This is a genomic window from Thioclava sp. IC9, assembly GCF_002213225.1.
In the GTDB taxonomy this organism is placed as follows: Bacteria; Pseudomonadota; Alphaproteobacteria; order Rhodobacterales; family Rhodobacteraceae; genus Thioclava; species Thioclava nitratireducens.
This window is the reverse complement of record NZ_NBNX01000007.1, coordinates 36,018-51,205: the sequence shown is the minus strand read 5'-3', so window position 1 is coordinate 51,205 and position 15,188 is coordinate 36,018. Positions and strand designations below refer to the sequence as shown.

The following is a 15,188-nucleotide window of genomic DNA, read 5'->3' as shown; positions in this document are numbered from 1 at the left end:
GTAGGTTATGGCATCTTATCAGGTTCGACAGCGCGATCCGCTTTTCGATCAGGACACGCAAGCCGTTCTGGAACGGCGTGGCAAGGAATTGGTAGGGGGGCTGCTGGTCGTCTTCGGCCTGCTCGCCGCGATGATGCTTTTCTCCTATCATCCCGAAGATCCAAGCTGGATGGCAGCCTCGGATGAGCCGGTGCAGAACTGGCTCGGCCGGATCGGCGCCGGGATCGCCTCGCCGTTGTTCGTGATCGTGGGTCACGGCGCGTGGTTGCTGCCTGCGGCGCTGGTGGCCTGGGGCCTGCGCATGATCACCCATCGCGGCGAAGAGCGCCTCGTGTCGCGGATGATCTTCTTCCCAATCGCCGTGGCCGTCGCCTCCGTCTATGCAGCGCTTCTGGTGCCGGGCGATCAATGGGGTCAGGCCTTTGGCCTTGGTGGGCATTTCGGCGATATGATCGCGGGTGCGATGCTGGGGATCGTCCCGATTTCCGGCGTGGTCGGGCTGAAGCTTCTTTCGCTGGTCCTCGCCGCGGCGATGCTGGCGATGGCGACCTTCGTTCTCGGCTTCACCAAGCCCGAGTTGCGCGCGATCACGCGTTTCATGTGGCTGGGCACGGTCGCGGTCTATGTCGGTGTGATGAACGTTCTGGGTCGCGGGGCCTCGGCTTCGGTCATGGGGGCGCGCTCGGCGGCGGAGCGTGCGCGCCAGCGTCGCGCCGAAGCCGCCGAACGTGCCGCTGAGCAGGCGGCTTGGGAAGAGCAGCAGGCGCTCGCCGCGCAGCATTGGGCCCCGGAGGTCGAAGCCGCCCCGGCCGCGCGCCCGTCCTTCCTGTCTCGCATCCGTCGCCCGGTGGAGCCGGACTACGATCCTTATGATGCCTCGCCGGAGCTGTTCGAGACCGAGCCCTATTGGGACGACCAGCCGCCGGCCGCGCCCACCGAAGATCGGATCCGTGCGCGCATCAGCCAGGCGGTGCAGAACCGCAAGGCCGCACCGGTCGCCACCGATTACGCGCCCGAGCCTGCCGGAGCGCCGCTGCATCACGATATGCCCGAAACCTTCGCCGAGCCCGAGCCGGAGCCGCCGCGCCCTTCGGCCTCGGTGCTCGCCGCAGTCGCCAAGCGTCTCGCGCGCGGCCCGCGCCAGCCGCAGGTCGTGCATCAGGAACCGCCGCTGCGGGCCGAGCCGCAACTGCGCGCCGAGCCGCCGCTTCGGGCCAAGCCGCGTTTCATGCCGGGCTTCGGCGCACCGGCCGCAACCGCCCCGGAGCGCGCGTCCGAAATGGCGACCTATGCCGAGGTCGAAGAGCCGCATATGACGGCTGCCGAGCAGGTCGCACAGGAACGCGAATACGCAGGCGAAGAGAGCCGCGACTGGACCCACCCGGATTACGAAGGCTTCGAACCCGATCTCCGCGATATGCGCACCGAGCATTTCTATGCCGGCGAGCCACATTCCTTCGACGAGACCGGCAATGCGCAATGGATCGAGGAAGACGTGGTGCCGGAAATCCCGGCCTCGGCGCGTGGCCTCGACCGTCAGGTCATCAAACAGCCCGAGCCGAAGCGCGTGGTGCAGCCCGCGGCGAAACCCGCGGCCCCGTCGCGTCGTGCGATCGAAGAGGCGCAGCCCAAGATGACTTTTGAGAAGCCGCAGACTGCGCCCTTCGAAATGCCGCCGCTGTCGCTGCTGACCAATCCCACGACGATCCAGCGCCACCAGCTCTCGGATGAGGCGCTGGAGGAGAACGCACGGATGCTCGAGACCGTGCTCGACGATTACGGCGTGAAGGGCGAGATCGTCTCGGTCCGCCCGGGCCCGGTTGTCACGATGTATGAACTCGAGCCCGCGCCGGGTCTCAAAGCCAGCCGCGTGATCGGTCTGGCCGACGATATCGCCCGCTCGATGTCGGCGCTGTCGGCACGCGTTTCGACCGTGCCGGGCCGTTCGGTGATCGGCATCGAACTGCCGAACGATCACCGCGAGAAGGTGGTGCTGCGCGAGATTCTCTCGGCGCGCGACTTCGACGACAAGAACATCAAGCTGCCGCTGGCTCTGGGTAAGACGATCGGTGGCGAGCCTATCGTGACCAACCTCGCCAAGATGCCCCACCTGCTGATCGCGGGGACGACCGGTTCGGGTAAATCCGTCGCGATCAACACGATGATCCTGTCGCTCCTCTACCGTCTGACGCCGGAAGAGTGCCGCCTGATCATGATCGACCCGAAGATGCTCGAACTCTCCGTTTATGACGGCATCCCGCATCTGCTCAGCCCCGTCGTGACCGATCCGAAGAAAGCTGTCGTCGCCCTGAAATGGGTCGTCTCCGAGATGGAAGAGCGCTATCGCAAGATGTCCAAGATGGGCGTGCGCAACATCGAGGGCTACAACGGCCGCGTGAAGGAGAGCCTTGAGAAAGGCGAGATGTTCAAGCGCACCGTGCAGACCGGCTTCGACGAGGAGACCGGCGAGCCGATCTTCGAGACGGATGAATTCCAGCCCGAACCCTTCCCCTATATCGTCGTGATCGTCGACGAGATGGCGGACCTGATGATGGTCGCGGGCAAAGAAATCGAAGCCTGCATCCAGCGTCTGGCGCAGATGGCGCGGGCCTCGGGCATCCACCTGATCATGGCGACGCAGCGCCCCTCGGTCGATGTCATCACCGGCACGATCAAGGCGAACTTCCCGACCCGGATCTCCTTCCAGGTGACGTCGAAGATCGACAGCCGCACCATTCTGGGCGAGCAGGGCGCCGAGCAGCTTCTGGGCATGGGCGACATGCTCTACATGGCGGGCGGCGGCAAGATTACCCGTTGCCACGGGCCCTTCGTGTCCGACGAGGAAGTCGAGGAAATCGTCAACCACCTCAAGAGCTTCGGTCCGCCGGCCTACATGTCGGGCGTCGTCGAGGGCCCCGATGACGAGGTGGCTTCCGATATCGATCAGGTGCTGGGCCTCAACACTGGCGGTAATACCGGCGGCGAGGATGCGCTCTATGATCAGGCGGTGGGCATCGTGATAAAGGATCGCAAATGCTCGACCTCCTACATCCAGCGCAAGCTGGGCATCGGCTACAACAAGGCCGCGCGCCTCGTGGAGCAGATGGAGGATCAGGGCGTCGTGTCCTCGGCCAACCATGTCGGCAAACGCGAAATCCTCGTGCCCGAACAGCAATAAGCCGGTCACAATCTGAGATGCAGAGCGCCCCGGGGGAGACCTCGGGGCGTTTTGCATCGGGCCGCACGGGCTATCCGCACCCGGTGTGCTGTCATCCGATACTGGGGGAGATGTTATTGAATGACATCCCCGGTTCGGCGCAAATGCGCTCAAGACGGACCCGCAGCGCGATTGGCGCGTTACGGCGGGACTTCCGCTTTCGCAAGGAGTGCCTAAATCTATGGTCATGAAACAGATCCGCATCCTGCTCGCCGCGATCTTCACGCTGGCGCTCGCCCTTCCGGCCTCGGCCGGGAAAGTCTCGCTGAATCAGATATCGTCCTATCTGAACTCGCTGACCTCCGCTTCGGCGGATTTCACGCAGGTCAACTCGGACGGGTCGATCTCGACCGGCAAGCTGTTCATCAAGCGGCCCGGCCGGGCGCGCTTCCAATACAATAACGACAAGACTTTGGTGCTGGCCTCGGCTAACCGCGTCGCTGTGTTCGATCCGAAATCGAACCAGCCACCGGAGCAATACCCGCTGGTGAAGACGCCGCTGAACCTGATCCTCGGGCGCAATATCGACCTGAATCGTAACGGTATGGTCGTGGGCTACACGACGGACGGGCCGAAGACGATCGTCACCGCGCAGGACCCGCAGCATCCTGAATACGGGAATATTCAGCTCATCTTCACTGACGGGCCGGTTGAGCTGCGCCAATGGGTGATCACCAACCAGTCAGGCGAGAAGACCACGACGATCCTCAACAACCTCCAAAAAGGCGGCAACTTTGCCACCTCGATGTTCTCGATCGACCAGGCGTTGGCCCAGCGGCGCTGATTGCTCAGCGCCGGCAGGCTTGAAGCTGGATCTCGTACATCTGCGCGCGGGATGCGACTCGGTCGGCCACGGCGAGAAGCCAGGATTTCGACCGGTGTGACCCGCGCGAATAGCCGCCGCGCCCTTCGTGATAGGCGAGATACTGGTTGCGCGCGTCGGCCTTGGAGATGCCGAGCTTCTTCTGCGTGCCATCCATGTACCAACCCATGAAGTCGGTGGCATCCGAGATGCGGTTGCGCCGGGCACCGAAGCGACGGGTATCTTCGCGATACTCGTCCCAGGTGCCGTCGAGGGCTTGGCTGTAGCCGTAGGCAGAGCTCTGGCGGCCCAGCGGGATGATCCCGAGCGCGAAGCGCTGCGGTGTCTTCGCGTTGCCGTCGAACTTGCTTTCCTGGTGGATCGTGGCCATCTGAACCGCGACCGGAACGCCCCATCGGGCCTCCGTCCGGCGCATGGCGTTGAAATATTGCGGACGCTCCTTGATGATCGCGCAGGCGTCATCAAGGTTGCGCGGGGGCTTGGACGGTCCGCCTCCGCAGGCGGCCACCGCAAGCAATACGCCGAGGGCGAGGTATTTCTTCATAGCTGCTCTTCTTTGCTCTGACGGCCTTGTTTTTTGTCATCCTATGCGTAATTGGCCCGTTCGAAAACCGGGAAACGCACGACGTCAGCGGACTGTCGCGACGAATCGGACAATCTGTTTCCGGCGGAAATGAGGCGAAAACGTGGACCTGAGCGGTTTCACGATTTAGGTATTAGGTATGAGGATAGACATGCATACCACGCACGCGAAATATCACATCGGCCAAGTGGTGCGACATCGCAACCACCCGTTCCGGGGGGTGGTCTTCGACGTCGATGCAATCTTCTCCAACTCGCAGGAATGGTACGACGCGATCCCCGAGGAGTCGCGCCCGTCCAAGGATCAGCCCTATTACCACCTGCTCGCGGAGAACGACGAAAGCTACTATGTGGCCTATGTGTCCGAGCAGAATCTCGTCGCGGATTTCTCCGGCGAGCCGGTGAGCCATCCCGATCTCGATGATCTGTTCGGTGAGTTCGGAAACGGCTCCTATCGGCTGCAATTCCAGATGAACTGAACGACCCTGCGGGTTCGGCGCCGGCTTATCCCTCTTGGAGTATCTCGACCGGTTCCAGCGGCATCCGGAAGGCCAGCAGATTGCGCCCGTCCTGCCGGTGATAACCAAGATCGGTCGCGAGGTCGCGGATCAGGAACCAGCCGAAGCCGCCTTCGGGCAGGCTGCTCGGGTCGGGCCGCTCCGGGTCGCGGTCCCGAAGGTCGAGGCAGGCCGGGGGCAGAGGGATCCCGTCATCGCTGACCGAACAGTTGAGCCCTTTTCGGTCGCGGACGATGGATAACGCGATCACGCCCTCCTCGCTTTCGCCGTAGCTGTGTTCGACGATGTTGTTGAGGATTTCCGCGAGGATCAGTTCCAGTGTTCCGGCCTCTTCCTCGGTCATCAGACGGATGAAACGCGCCACCGCAGCCCGCAGGGCATCACGCACCGCGATCGGTGTCGCCGGGAAGCTGAGGTTGAAGACGCGCACCTCGCCCCCATCCGGGCGGGGGTCTGGGCGCGCAGTCGTGGCGGGGGCTCTTGCATTCAGACGCTCACGCATATCTCCGGTCCTTCCCCAAGGCGGTTGCGAGATCGGCATGGATCGGCAGGACCGAATTCATGCGGGTGAGGCGGAAAACTTTCACCACATTCGGTGTCAGCCCGCAAAGCTCCAGCTGTCGGTCGGGGGCGAGCGATTTCATCACCGCCACCACCGCGCCGAGGCCGGAACTGTCGAGAAACTCCACCTTCGAAAGGTCGAGCAGTACCCGCGGCGCGGGCTGCATCGTCACATCGCGCATCCGTTCCTTGAACCTGAGGGCGATCGCAGCGTCCAGCCGCGCCTCGGCCAGATGGACGACAAGCGCGCCTTTCAGCGCTTCGGCAGTAAGGTTCATGTACGCCTCCCGCGGTTGATCTGACGGGAAGGCTAGACGGCAATGCTTACCATTCGGTATCCGTGGAACAGGATTTTGGAGGATATCATGGAAAACGTGGTGATCGTCGGAGCGTCGCGCACGCCGATGGGTGGGATGCAGGGCGTCTTCGCAGGTGTGTCTGCGTCCGAACTGGGCGGTGTCGCCATCAAGGCGGCGATGGACGGTGCGGGTGTCGCGCCTGCGCGCATCGAGGAAGTGCTGATGGGCTGCGTGCTGCCCGCAGGTCAGGGGCAGGCGCCCGCGCGGCAGGCGGGTTTCGCGGCGGGCCTCGGCGAAGAGGTGCCCGCGACGACGCTGAACAAGATGTGCGGCTCGGGCATGAAAGCGGCAATGGTGGCCTATGACCAGATCGCGCTTGGCCAGACCGGGGTGATGGTCGCGGGCGGCATGGAGAGCATGACCAACGCGCCTTACATGCTGCCGAAGATGCGCGCAGGGGCGCGGCTCGGCCATGCGCAGGCGCTCGATCACATGTTCCTCGACGGGCTGGAGGACGCCTATGACAAGGGGCGCCTGATGGGCACCTTCGCGGAGGATTGCGCGCAGGCGTTCCAGTTTACCCGCGAGGCGCAGGACGATTACGCGATGGCGTCGCTGAACCGTGCCGTTGCCGCGGAGAAATCCGGGGCCTTCGCGGGTGAGATCGCGCCCGTGACGGTGAAGGGCCGCAAAGGCGAGACCGTGGTCGCGATCGACGAGCAGCCGGGTAATGCGCGCCCCGACAAAATCCCCCAACTCAAGCCCGCCTTCCGCAAGGACGGCACGGTGACGGCGGCGAATTCGTCCTCGATCTCGGACGGGGCGGCGGCGCTGGTGCTGGCCTCGGAGTCTGCGGCGAAGGCCGAGGGGCTGCCGATCCGCGCACGCATTCTGGGCCATGCGAGCCATGCGCAGGCGCCGGCCGATTTCCCGACGGCTCCGGTGCCGGCGGCGGAAAAGCTGCTGAAGAAGCTGGGCTGGACGATCGAGGATGTCGATCTTTGGGAGGTCAACGAGGCCTTCGCGGTCGTGCCAATGGCCTTCATGCACAAGCTGGGCATTTCGCATGACAAGGTAAACGTGAATGGCGGCGCCTGTGCGCTTGGCCATCCGATCGGCGCGTCGGGTGCGCGGATCATCGTGACGCTGCTCAATGCGCTGGAAAAGGCCGGTCTCAAGCGCGGCGTGGCCGCGATCTGCATCGGTGGGGGCGAGGGCACGGCCATCGCGATTGAACGGGTATGAACGTGGATTACCAAGACCTGACGAAACGCATCGCGGCGCTGACCGAGGGCGAGACCGACGAGGTCGCGCTGATGGCGACGCTCGCCTGCGAAATCCACCACGCGGATGACCGCTTCGACTGGACCGGCTTCTACCGGGTCACCGAGCCGGAACTACTGAAGATCGGCCCCTATCAGGGGGGGCATGGCTGTCTCGTGATCCCGTTCTCGCGCGGGGTCTGCGGGGCGGCGGCCCGCGAGGGGCGCACGCAACTGGTGCCGGATGTCGAGGCTTTCCCGGGCCATATCGCCTGCGCCAGCTCCACCCGTTCGGAACTGGTGATCCCGGTCTATGCGCAGCGGGGCCTCATCGCGGTGCTGGATATCGACAGCGACCAGCCCGACGCCTTCACCGAGGCGGATGCCGCGGCGCTGGAAGCGATCCTGAAAAACGTGTTCGGCCATTTGTGAGGAAGCGATGAAACATACCGGCGCGTGCCTGTGCGGGGCGGTCAGCTACGAGGTCGAGGGAGAGATGCAGCCCGTGGTGGCGTGTCATTGCTCCCAGTGCCGCAAGACCTCCGGCCATGTCTGGGCCTCGTCGCAGGTCGATGCCCATCAGCTCGTGCTGATCAACCGCGACGGGCTGCGCTGGTATCGCTCCTCGGAGACGGCGGAGCGGGGCTTTTGCGCGGTCTGCGGCAGCTCGCTGTTCTGGCGTCTGGATGGGGAGGGGCGGATCTCGATCGCGGCGGGCACGCTTGACCTGCCGACCGGGCTTTCGATGGCGGAGCATATCTTCGTGGGGAACAAGGGCGATTACTACGAAATAGAGCCGGGGCCGCCCCAATCGCCCTGAGGCTTGACCCGACAGGCGGCGCAGTGCATCTCGCAGTCCATGAGTTATGTCTATGACCCGCCACAGGAGGTTCCGCGCATCCTTCATGCCGATCACGAAATCCTCGTGGTCGACAAGCAGGCGGGGCTTCTCTCGGTGCCGGGCAAGGGGCCGGACAAGGCCGATTGCCTCATTGCGCGGCTGCGGGGGATTTACCCCGAGGTGCTGCTGGTCCATCGGCTCGATACCGATACCTCGGGTGTGATGGTCTTCGCGCTGACGCCCCATGCGCAGCGCCATCTCGGTCTGCAATTCGAAAAGCGCCAGACGAAGAAAGCCTATCAGGCGCGGCTCTGGGGGGAACTGGCCGATAAGGAAGGCCGGGTTGATCTGCCGCTTTGTGTCGACTGGCCGAACCGCCCGCGCCAGCATGTCGATCACCAGAACGGCCGTCCCGCGCAGACCGACTGGCGGGTTATCCGGCATGAGGATGGCACGACGCGGGTGCGGCTGATGCCGGTGACCGGGCGCAGCCATCAGCTGCGGGTGCATATGGCCGAACTGGGCCATCCGATCCTCGGCGATCCGCTTTATGCGGAAGGAGAGGCGCAGGAGTTCGAGCGTCTGATGCTCCACGCCGAGACGCTGCGCTTTCGCCATCCCGATGGCGGGATGCATATGACCTTCACCGCGCCGGTCCCGTTCTGAAACCGATACAATCGCAGGTCTTTTCCCCGCCTGCGCGCGCAGGCATACTCCTGCGAGACCTATTGCGGAGAGCCCGATGTCCAAACCCTTGCGCCTTGGTGTGAATATCGATCACGTCGCCACCGTGCGGAATGCCCGCGGCTCGGCCTATCCTGACCCGCTGCGCGCCGCGCGTCTGGCCGAGCAGGCCGGAGCCGACGGGATCACCGCGCATTTGCGCGAAGACCGCCGCCATATCCGCGACGCCGATATCGACGCGCTGCGCGGCGGCATCGATATCCCGCTGAATTTCGAGATGGCCGCAACGTCCGAGATGCAGAAGATCGCGCTGCGCCATTTGCCCCATGCCTGCTGCATCGTGCCGGAAAAGCGCGAAGAGGTGACGACCGAAGGCGGTCTGGACGTCGGGGGCGATGTCTCGCGGCTGACCGATTACGTGGGGCCGCTCGTCGAGGCGGGCATCCGCGTGTCGATGTTCATCGGTCATGATCCGGCGCAGATCGAAGCCTCCGCCAAGATCGGCGCGCAGGTGATCGAGCTGCATACCGGCCATTTCTGCGACATGCATTACGCGGGCGATTTCGCCGCGCGTGATGCCGAACTGGAGGCGCTGAAAGCGGGTGCAGCCTATGCCGACAGTCTCGGGCTGGAGGTCCATGCGGGCCACGGTCTGACCTACGAGACGGTCGAGCCGATCGCCGAGATGAAGCAGATCCGCGAGTTGAACATCGGCCATTTCCTGATCTCCGAGGCGATCTTCGTGGGGCTCGGCCCCGCGATCGTGCATATGCGCAAGCTGATGGACGCGGCGCGGGGCTGAGGCGGCATGATCCTCGGCATCGGCACCGATCTCGCGAATATCGAGAGGATCGAGCGCACGCTCGAACGCTTCGGCGACCGTTTCCGCAACCGCGTCTTCACCGAAATCGAGCAGCGCAAGGCCGAGCGCCGCAAGGATGTGGCGGGCACCTATGCCAAACGGTGGGCGGCGAAAGAAGCTTGTTCCAAAGCGCTTGGGACCGGGTTGCGGATGGGCATCGCGTGGAAGGATATGGCGGTCACGAATCTGCCAACGGGACAGCCGGTGATGCAGGTCACGGGCTGGGCGGCGGACCGGCTTAAGGAAATGACACCAGAGGGTTACGAGGCCGTCATCCATGTGACGCTGACGGATGACCACCCCTGGGCGCAAGCCTTTGTCGTGATAGAGGCCCGCAAGCTTTCTTGACTCGGGCGCGAGGCCGCGTATTGAGGCCAAGGAATTTTGAGGCAGGGTAAGAGATAATGGCGAAGAACAAGGCCGAGGGCGGTATCCTCGACACGATCAAGACGATTGTCTGGGCACTGGTGATCGCGGGGGTGTTCCGCACGCTGTTCTTCCAGCCCTTCTGGATTCCCTCCGGCTCGATGAAGGACACGCTGCTGATCGGCGACTTCCTCTTCGTGAACAAGATGGCCTATGGCTATTCGCGCTATTCCTGCCCGTTCTCGGCCTGTCCCTTCGACGGACGCCTGCTGGCCCGCGACCCCAAACGCGGCGACGTGGTGGTGTTCCGCCATCCGACGAAGAACGTCGATTTCATCAAGCGTCTGATCGGCCTGCCGGGCGACAAGATCCAGATGATCAACGGCGTGCTGCAGATCAACGGCAAAGCGGTCGAGATGAAGCCCGAGCCCGATTTCGAAGAAGTCATGCAACCGCAGGGTCCGCAGGGGCTGTTGCCGCGCTGCTCGAATTCGCCGGTCGGCATGGGCGATACCTGCATCAAGAAACGCTATGCCGAGACGCTGCCCAACGGCGTCACGCATGACATTCTGCAGATCAACAATGACGGTCCCGTGGACAACACGCCCGTCTACACCGTGCCCGAGGGCATGTATTTCTTCATGGGCGACAACCGCGACAATTCCGAGGACAGCCGCTTCCCGCAATCGGTGGGCGGTCTCGGCTTCGTCCCGAAAGAGAACCTGATCGGCCGGGCCGACCGGGTGATGTTCTCCTCGGCGGGTCGCTCGCTATTCTACTTCTGGACCTGGCGTCCGGATCGGTTCTTCAAGGCGATCAATTGAAGCTGAGCGCGGAGATCAAGGCATTCGAGAAGCGCCTCGGGCACAAGTTCAAACGGCCCGAGCTGCTCGCGCGCGCGCTGACGCATAGCTCGATCTCCACGCCGACCCGGCCCGACAACCAGCGGCTGGAATTTCTGGGCGACCGCGTTCTAGGCCTCGTGATGGCCGAGGCGCTGTTCCTAGGCGACCGTGCCGCTTCCGAGGGGCAGATGGCGCCGCGCTTCAACGCGCTCGTGCGCAAGGAAGCCTGCGCCGATATCGCCCGCAAGATCGACCTTGGCGCGGTGCTCAAGCTCGGCCGATCCGAGATGATGACCGGCGGGCGGCGCAAGCTGGCGCTGCTGGGCGACGCGATGGAGGCGGTGATCGCCGCCGTCTATCTCGATGGCGGGTTCGAGGCGGCGAAAGAGCTGATCCTGCGGCTCTGGGAAGACCGGCTCGACAGCGTCGAGGAGGACGCCCGCGACCCGAAAACCGCGCTGCAGGAATGGGCGCAGGCTCGCGGTCTGCCGCCACCGCGCTACGAGATCACCCATCGCGACGGTCCCGATCACGCCCCCAATTTCACCATCGAGGTGAGTCTGGAGAACGGCGCGCGCGAAACGGCCAAGGCCGGATCGAAGCGTCAGGGCGAGATGACGGCGGCGAAGACGCTGCTGAAACGTCTGGAAGACGACGCCGAGGGCTGAGCCAAGGCCAGGATCAGCCACGAAGCGGCCCGGGCAGCGCTCGACCGCCCTCTCGAGCGGGCGCTTTCGACACCATTGCGCGCTGACAGCTCTTGCGGATTTTGCCCGATTAAGCGCAGGCCACGAAGGTATCACGCCCACCCGGCGGTCAGACGCTACCCTCCGCCATATGACAAGATGACTGGCAACACGCGCCGTTATAAGCTACCCCGCGCCCCGTATCGCTTTCGCGTATCGCCAAAAAGGAATCCACATGACCACACGCGCCGGTTTCGTCGCCCTGATCGGAGAGCCCAATGCGGGCAAATCCACGCTGCTCAACGCGATGGTTGGCGCGAAGGTCTCGATCGTCACCCACAAGGTGCAGACCACCCGCGCCCGCATCCGTGGCGTCGCGATGGAAGGCCAGAGCCAGATCGTCTTCGTCGACACGCCCGGCATCTTCCGTCCGCGCCGTCGTCTGGACCGCGCAATGGTCAATGCCGCTTGGGGCGGGGCGGCCGATGCCGACATGATCGTCCTCCTGGTCGAGGCGCATCGCGGCCTTACCCCGGGTGTCGAAAGCATTCTCGAGGCCCTGCGCGGTCGCGAAGGCAAGCAGCAGCCGGTGGCGCTTGCGATCAACAAGATCGACAAGGTGAAATCCGAGGAGCTTCTGGGCCTGACCGCGAAGCTCAACGAAGCGTTCGAGTTCACCAAGACCTTCATGATTTCCGCAGAGCGTGGCTACGGCGTGCAGGATCTCAAGGAATGGCTTGCGGGTGAGATGCCCGAGGGGCCGTGGCTCTATCCGGAAGACCAGATCGCCGACCTGCCGATGCGCATGATCGCAGCCGAGATCACCCGCGAGAAGCTGACCCTGCGCCTGCACGAGGAACTGCCCTACCAGCTGACGGTCGAAACCGAGAGCTGGGAGGAGCGCAAGGACGGCTCCGCGCGGATCGATCAGGTGATCTATGTCGCCCGGGACGGCCACAAGGGGATCATCCTTGGCAAGGGCGGCGAGACGATCAAGGCGATTTCCAAGGCCGCGCGCGAGGAACTGATCGAGTTTCTCGACCGGCCCGTGCATCTGTTCCTGCAGGTGAAGGTGCGCCCGAACTGGCTCGAAGAGGCCGAGCGCTATTCCGAAATGGGTCTCGATTTCAAGGACTCGAAGTGATGGCCGAGGCGCGTCTGACCACGGATTTCTGGGTCCGCGCCTATCTCAAGCGGCTGGAGCTCGCGAATATTCCGGCCTATGTCACTGCGCATGGGCAGGCATCTTCCGGTGCCGTTCTGGTGAAATGTGCCCGCCTCGACGGGACCGCGCAAAGCTACGAGCGGCGCGCGGATCTGATGACCGGAGAGAGCGCGTGGATGCTGTTGCATGACGGGCCCGAGGCCGAGGTCGATGCCAGCATCCGCAAGCAGCGCAGTTTCGACCCCGACCTCTGGGTGATCGAGATCGAGAGCCGCGACGGGCAAACGTTGCTGGAAGAGGACGGCCTCAGCGGCTGATCCCGAGCCGGTTGAGACCGCGGCCCAAGGTCACGATCACCAGCCCGCCGATCCAGAAGGCGACGAGGAACTTCACGCACCATAGTCCCAGCCCGCCCCAGCCGAGCTTGTCGAGGTTGAGGAAGAAATACGGGTAGAACCCGGTTTCCAGCCCCCGGATCACCGCATAGACCAAATAGATCAGCGGCCAGGCCAGCCAGATCACTGCGTGATGGCTCGTCAGCCCACCTTTCGGCGCGAAGGCCAGCCACCAGACCGGAACGAGTATCGGGGCTGCGGTGTGATAAAGCAGGTTCGAGACGTAATCGAGCCCGTGCAATGGCGTGTCGCCAGCCAGCAGTAGGTGATAGACCACGCCGACGATCAGCATCCACAGCACCAGAGCGGCAAGGAACGGTTTGGCCAGCGCCCGCTTGCGCCATGCCATCCAGCCGAAGGCGAGCCCCGCCAGCGTATTCGTCCAGATCGTGAAATAGCGAAACATCAGCCACAGGATGCCCAGCGGCACGGCGGCCCGCGGATGTTCGGCCATGTTGTCGAGGAAGCTTGCGCCGAACGCCGTCAACTCGACGAGGGCGATCAGGGCGGCGAAAAGGGTCGAGGCGCGTGTCATGCGACAAACGCTAGTGCGGCGCGGGGCGTTTGCGCAACTCACGAAGCCGCTTGCGCCGCAACGTCACGGAAAGGATAGTCGCAGCCATGGACTGGCAAGACCTCGGCACGATCCTCTCGGCACGACCGCATGGCGAAAGCTCGATGATCGTCGAGCTGTTCACCTCGGCGCATGGGCGTCACGCGGGCGTGGTGCGCGGCGGGGCGTCGCGGAAGATGGCGGGGATCCTGCAGCCGGGAAACCGGGTCACGGCGACGTGGCGCGCGCGGCTGGAAGATCACCTTGGCAGTTATACGATCGAGCCGCTGCAAAGCCGGGCGGTGATCCTGTCGGACAGGCAGGCCTTGGCCGGGCTGAACGCGGCGACGGCGCTGCTGCGGTTCACGCTGCCCGAGCGCGAGGCACATGACGCGCTGTTTCTGGCTTCCGAGGCGCTGTTCGACGCGATGGCCGAGGGCGGCGACTGGCTGCCGACCTATCTGCGCTGGGAGTTGGGACTGCTGGAGGAGATGGGATACGGGCTCGACCTGTCGCGCTGCGCGGTGACCGGGTCGCGCGACGATCTCGCCTATGTCAGCCCGCGCTCGGGGCGTGCGGTGAGCCGTCAGGGGGCCGGGGAATGGGCGCCGAAACTGGTGCCGCTGCCGCTCTGCCTGCTGGGGCAGGGGCCCGCGAGTCTGGGCGAGATCGTGCAGGGGCTGCGGCTGACCGGGTTCTTCCTGGGCGAGCGGATGGCGCCGGATCTGGGAGACCGGCCCTTGCCCGAGGCGCGGCAACGGTTCGTGGATTTGCTGGGGCGGAGCGCGCGGTAGCTAATGGAGCGTGGCGCGGGGCGACGAGCCCCGGGCCGCGCCCGACCCTCCCCCGGGAGGGCGCATTGGTGATGTCATCGCGGGCACATCCGGCATGCGGGCTTGCGAGATAAAACGCCAAGCCACTGGCGGAGCACAGCGCCCACCCAAGGGTCGGGCGCGCCCCTCACCTCAAGCTCAAGGCCGCTCGCGATCGTCCAGCAACAGCGTCAGCAGCGCCAGATCCAGCCAGCGTCCGAACTTCTTGCCAACCTGCGGCATCAGGCCAACCTGAGTGAAGCCCAGCCGCTCGTGCAGCCGGATCGACCCGTCGTTTGCGGCATCGATCGCGCCGACCATGACGTGAAACCCGCCCTCTTTGGCACGTTCGATCAGTGCCGCCATCAGCTTCGCACCCTTGCCGCCCGCGCGGTGGTCGCGATGGACATATACGGAATGCTCGACGCTCAGGTGATAGCCGTCATGGGGGCGGAACGGGCCGAAGCTCGCATAGCCCACGGCGCGCCCGTTCTCTTCCCAGACCAGAACGGGATAACCCGCCGCCTGCCGATCCGCGATATAGGCGCGGCGGTTCTCGGGGCCGACTTCGATCTCGTTCCAGATCGCGGTCGTGTTGCGCACCGCGTCATTGTAAATCTCGGTGATCGCCTCTGCGTCTTCGGCCTTTGCGTCGCGGATCATCTGTGCCCCTCCAGTTCGTCGCGCCAGATTTGGCCGCGAAACCGGGCGAGCGCA

General features: G+C 64.4%; 19 protein-coding genes. 14 read left to right on the top strand and 5 right to left on the bottom strand.

Going from position 1 to position 15,188, the window contains the following annotated elements; all coding sequences use genetic code 11:
• Positions 1 to 7: 7 nt before the first annotated feature.
• Both B6V76_RS16705 and B6V76_RS16700 read left to right on the top strand, forming a co-directional pair.
• Positions 8 to 3,178: a DNA translocase FtsK gene (locus B6V76_RS16705; RefSeq protein WP_088727980.1), complete on the top strand. Its 3,171-nt coding sequence runs from the start codon at positions 8 to 10 to the stop codon at positions 3,176 to 3,178.
• Positions 3,179 to 3,404: 226 nt separating this feature from the next.
• The gene (locus B6V76_RS16700; protein WP_075776891.1) at positions 3,405 to 4,001 is read left to right on the top strand and encodes an outer membrane lipoprotein carrier protein LolA; all 597 of its coding nucleotides are present in this window, start codon (positions 3,405 to 3,407) and stop codon (positions 3,999 to 4,001) included.
• A gap of 4 nt (positions 4,002 to 4,005) precedes the next feature.
• Here the strand turns inward: B6V76_RS16700 and B6V76_RS16695 are convergent, their stop codons facing one another.
• Positions 4,006 to 4,584: a lytic transglycosylase gene (locus tag B6V76_RS16695; RefSeq protein WP_075776840.1), complete on the bottom strand. Its 579-nt coding sequence runs from the start codon at positions 4,582 to 4,584 to the stop codon at positions 4,006 to 4,008.
• A 190-nt stretch (positions 4,585 to 4,774) separates the two neighbouring features.
• Here B6V76_RS16695 and hspQ point away from each other — a divergent pair, with 190 nt between their 5' ends.
• Entirely contained in the window at positions 4,775 to 5,101 is a 327-nt protein-coding gene (gene hspQ, locus B6V76_RS16690) for a heat shock protein HspQ (protein ID WP_075776841.1), read from the top strand.
• A 25-nt stretch (positions 5,102 to 5,126) separates the two neighbouring features.
• Here the strand turns inward: hspQ and B6V76_RS16685 are convergent, their stop codons facing one another.
• On the bottom strand, positions 5,127 to 5,642 hold the full coding sequence (locus tag B6V76_RS16685) for an ATP-binding protein (RefSeq protein ID WP_158275138.1): 516 nt from the start codon (positions 5,640 to 5,642) through the stop codon (positions 5,127 to 5,129).
• Positions 5,635 to 5,979 (bottom strand): STAS domain-containing protein, encoded by a 345-nt coding sequence (locus B6V76_RS16680; protein WP_075776842.1) that lies wholly within the window; start codon positions 5,977 to 5,979, stop codon positions 5,635 to 5,637. Before B6V76_RS16680 ends, B6V76_RS16685 begins: the two co-directional genes overlap by 8 nt.
• A gap of 87 nt (positions 5,980 to 6,066) precedes the next feature.
• Between B6V76_RS16680 and B6V76_RS16675 the strand changes: the two genes are divergently transcribed.
• The 10 genes from B6V76_RS16675 (at position 6,067) to B6V76_RS16630 (ending at position 13,028) form a co-directional block, all read left to right on the top strand.
• Entirely contained in the window at positions 6,067 to 7,245 is a 1,179-nt protein-coding gene (locus B6V76_RS16675; protein WP_088727979.1) for an acetyl-CoA C-acyltransferase, read from the top strand.
• Complete coding sequence (locus B6V76_RS16670; RefSeq protein ID WP_075776844.1) at positions 7,242 to 7,694, top strand: GAF domain-containing protein; 453 nt, start codon at positions 7,242 to 7,244, stop codon at positions 7,692 to 7,694. Before B6V76_RS16675 ends, B6V76_RS16670 begins: the two co-directional genes overlap by 4 nt.
• A 7-nt stretch (positions 7,695 to 7,701) precedes the next feature.
• Positions 7,702 to 8,082, top strand: coding sequence for a GFA family protein (locus B6V76_RS16665; RefSeq protein WP_088727978.1), 381 nt, complete (start codon positions 7,702 to 7,704; stop codon positions 8,080 to 8,082).
• 39 nt (positions 8,083 to 8,121) lie between these two features.
• Positions 8,122 to 8,769: a pseudouridine synthase gene (locus B6V76_RS16660; RefSeq protein ID WP_088727977.1), complete on the top strand. Its 648-nt coding sequence runs from the start codon at positions 8,122 to 8,124 to the stop codon at positions 8,767 to 8,769.
• Between the two features lie 76 nt (positions 8,770 to 8,845).
• Positions 8,846 to 9,589, top strand: a complete 744-nt coding sequence (locus B6V76_RS16655; RefSeq protein ID WP_088727976.1) for a pyridoxine 5'-phosphate synthase — start codon at positions 8,846 to 8,848, stop codon at positions 9,587 to 9,589.
• A 6-nt stretch (positions 9,590 to 9,595) separates the two neighbouring features.
• A complete protein-coding gene (gene acpS / locus B6V76_RS16650; RefSeq protein ID WP_075776848.1) occupies positions 9,596 to 9,997 on the top strand; it encodes a holo-ACP synthase in 402 nt (133 codons plus the stop codon).
• Between the two features lie 53 nt (positions 9,998 to 10,050).
• Positions 10,051 to 10,839, top strand: a complete 789-nt coding sequence (lepB, locus tag B6V76_RS16645; RefSeq protein ID WP_075776849.1) for a signal peptidase I — start codon at positions 10,051 to 10,053, stop codon at positions 10,837 to 10,839.
• The gene (gene rnc / locus B6V76_RS16640) at positions 10,836 to 11,528 is read left to right on the top strand and encodes a ribonuclease III (protein ID WP_075776850.1); all 693 of its coding nucleotides are present in this window, start codon (positions 10,836 to 10,838) and stop codon (positions 11,526 to 11,528) included. Before lepB ends, rnc begins: the two co-directional genes overlap by 4 nt.
• A gap of 253 nt (positions 11,529 to 11,781) precedes the next feature.
• Positions 11,782 to 12,690 carry a GTPase Era gene (gene era / locus B6V76_RS16635; protein WP_088727975.1) on the top strand — a complete coding sequence of 303 codons (909 nt, stop codon included), beginning with the start codon at positions 11,782 to 11,784 and terminating at the stop codon, positions 12,688 to 12,690.
• Positions 12,690 to 13,028, top strand: a complete 339-nt coding sequence (locus B6V76_RS16630) for a DUF1491 family protein (protein ID WP_075776852.1) — start codon at positions 12,690 to 12,692, stop codon at positions 13,026 to 13,028. The genes era and B6V76_RS16630 overlap by 1 nt, the downstream gene beginning before the upstream one ends.
• Here B6V76_RS16630 and B6V76_RS16625 read toward each other — a convergent pair.
• Positions 13,018 to 13,641 carry a Pr6Pr family membrane protein gene (locus B6V76_RS16625; RefSeq protein ID WP_088727974.1) on the bottom strand — a complete coding sequence of 208 codons (624 nt, stop codon included), beginning with the start codon at positions 13,639 to 13,641 and terminating at the stop codon, positions 13,018 to 13,020. The genes B6V76_RS16630 and B6V76_RS16625 overlap by 11 nt on opposite strands.
• A gap of 86 nt (positions 13,642 to 13,727) precedes the next feature.
• Between B6V76_RS16625 and recO the strand changes: the two genes are divergently transcribed.
• On the top strand, positions 13,728 to 14,453 hold the full coding sequence (gene recO / locus B6V76_RS16620; protein ID WP_088727973.1) for a DNA repair protein RecO: 726 nt from the start codon (positions 13,728 to 13,730) through the stop codon (positions 14,451 to 14,453).
• 177 nt (positions 14,454 to 14,630) lie between these two features.
• Here the strand turns inward: recO and B6V76_RS16615 are convergent, their stop codons facing one another.
• On the bottom strand, positions 14,631 to 15,134 hold the full coding sequence (locus B6V76_RS16615; protein WP_088723445.1) for a GNAT family N-acetyltransferase: 504 nt from the start codon (positions 15,132 to 15,134) through the stop codon (positions 14,631 to 14,633).
• Positions 15,135 to 15,188: the final 54 nt, after the last annotated feature.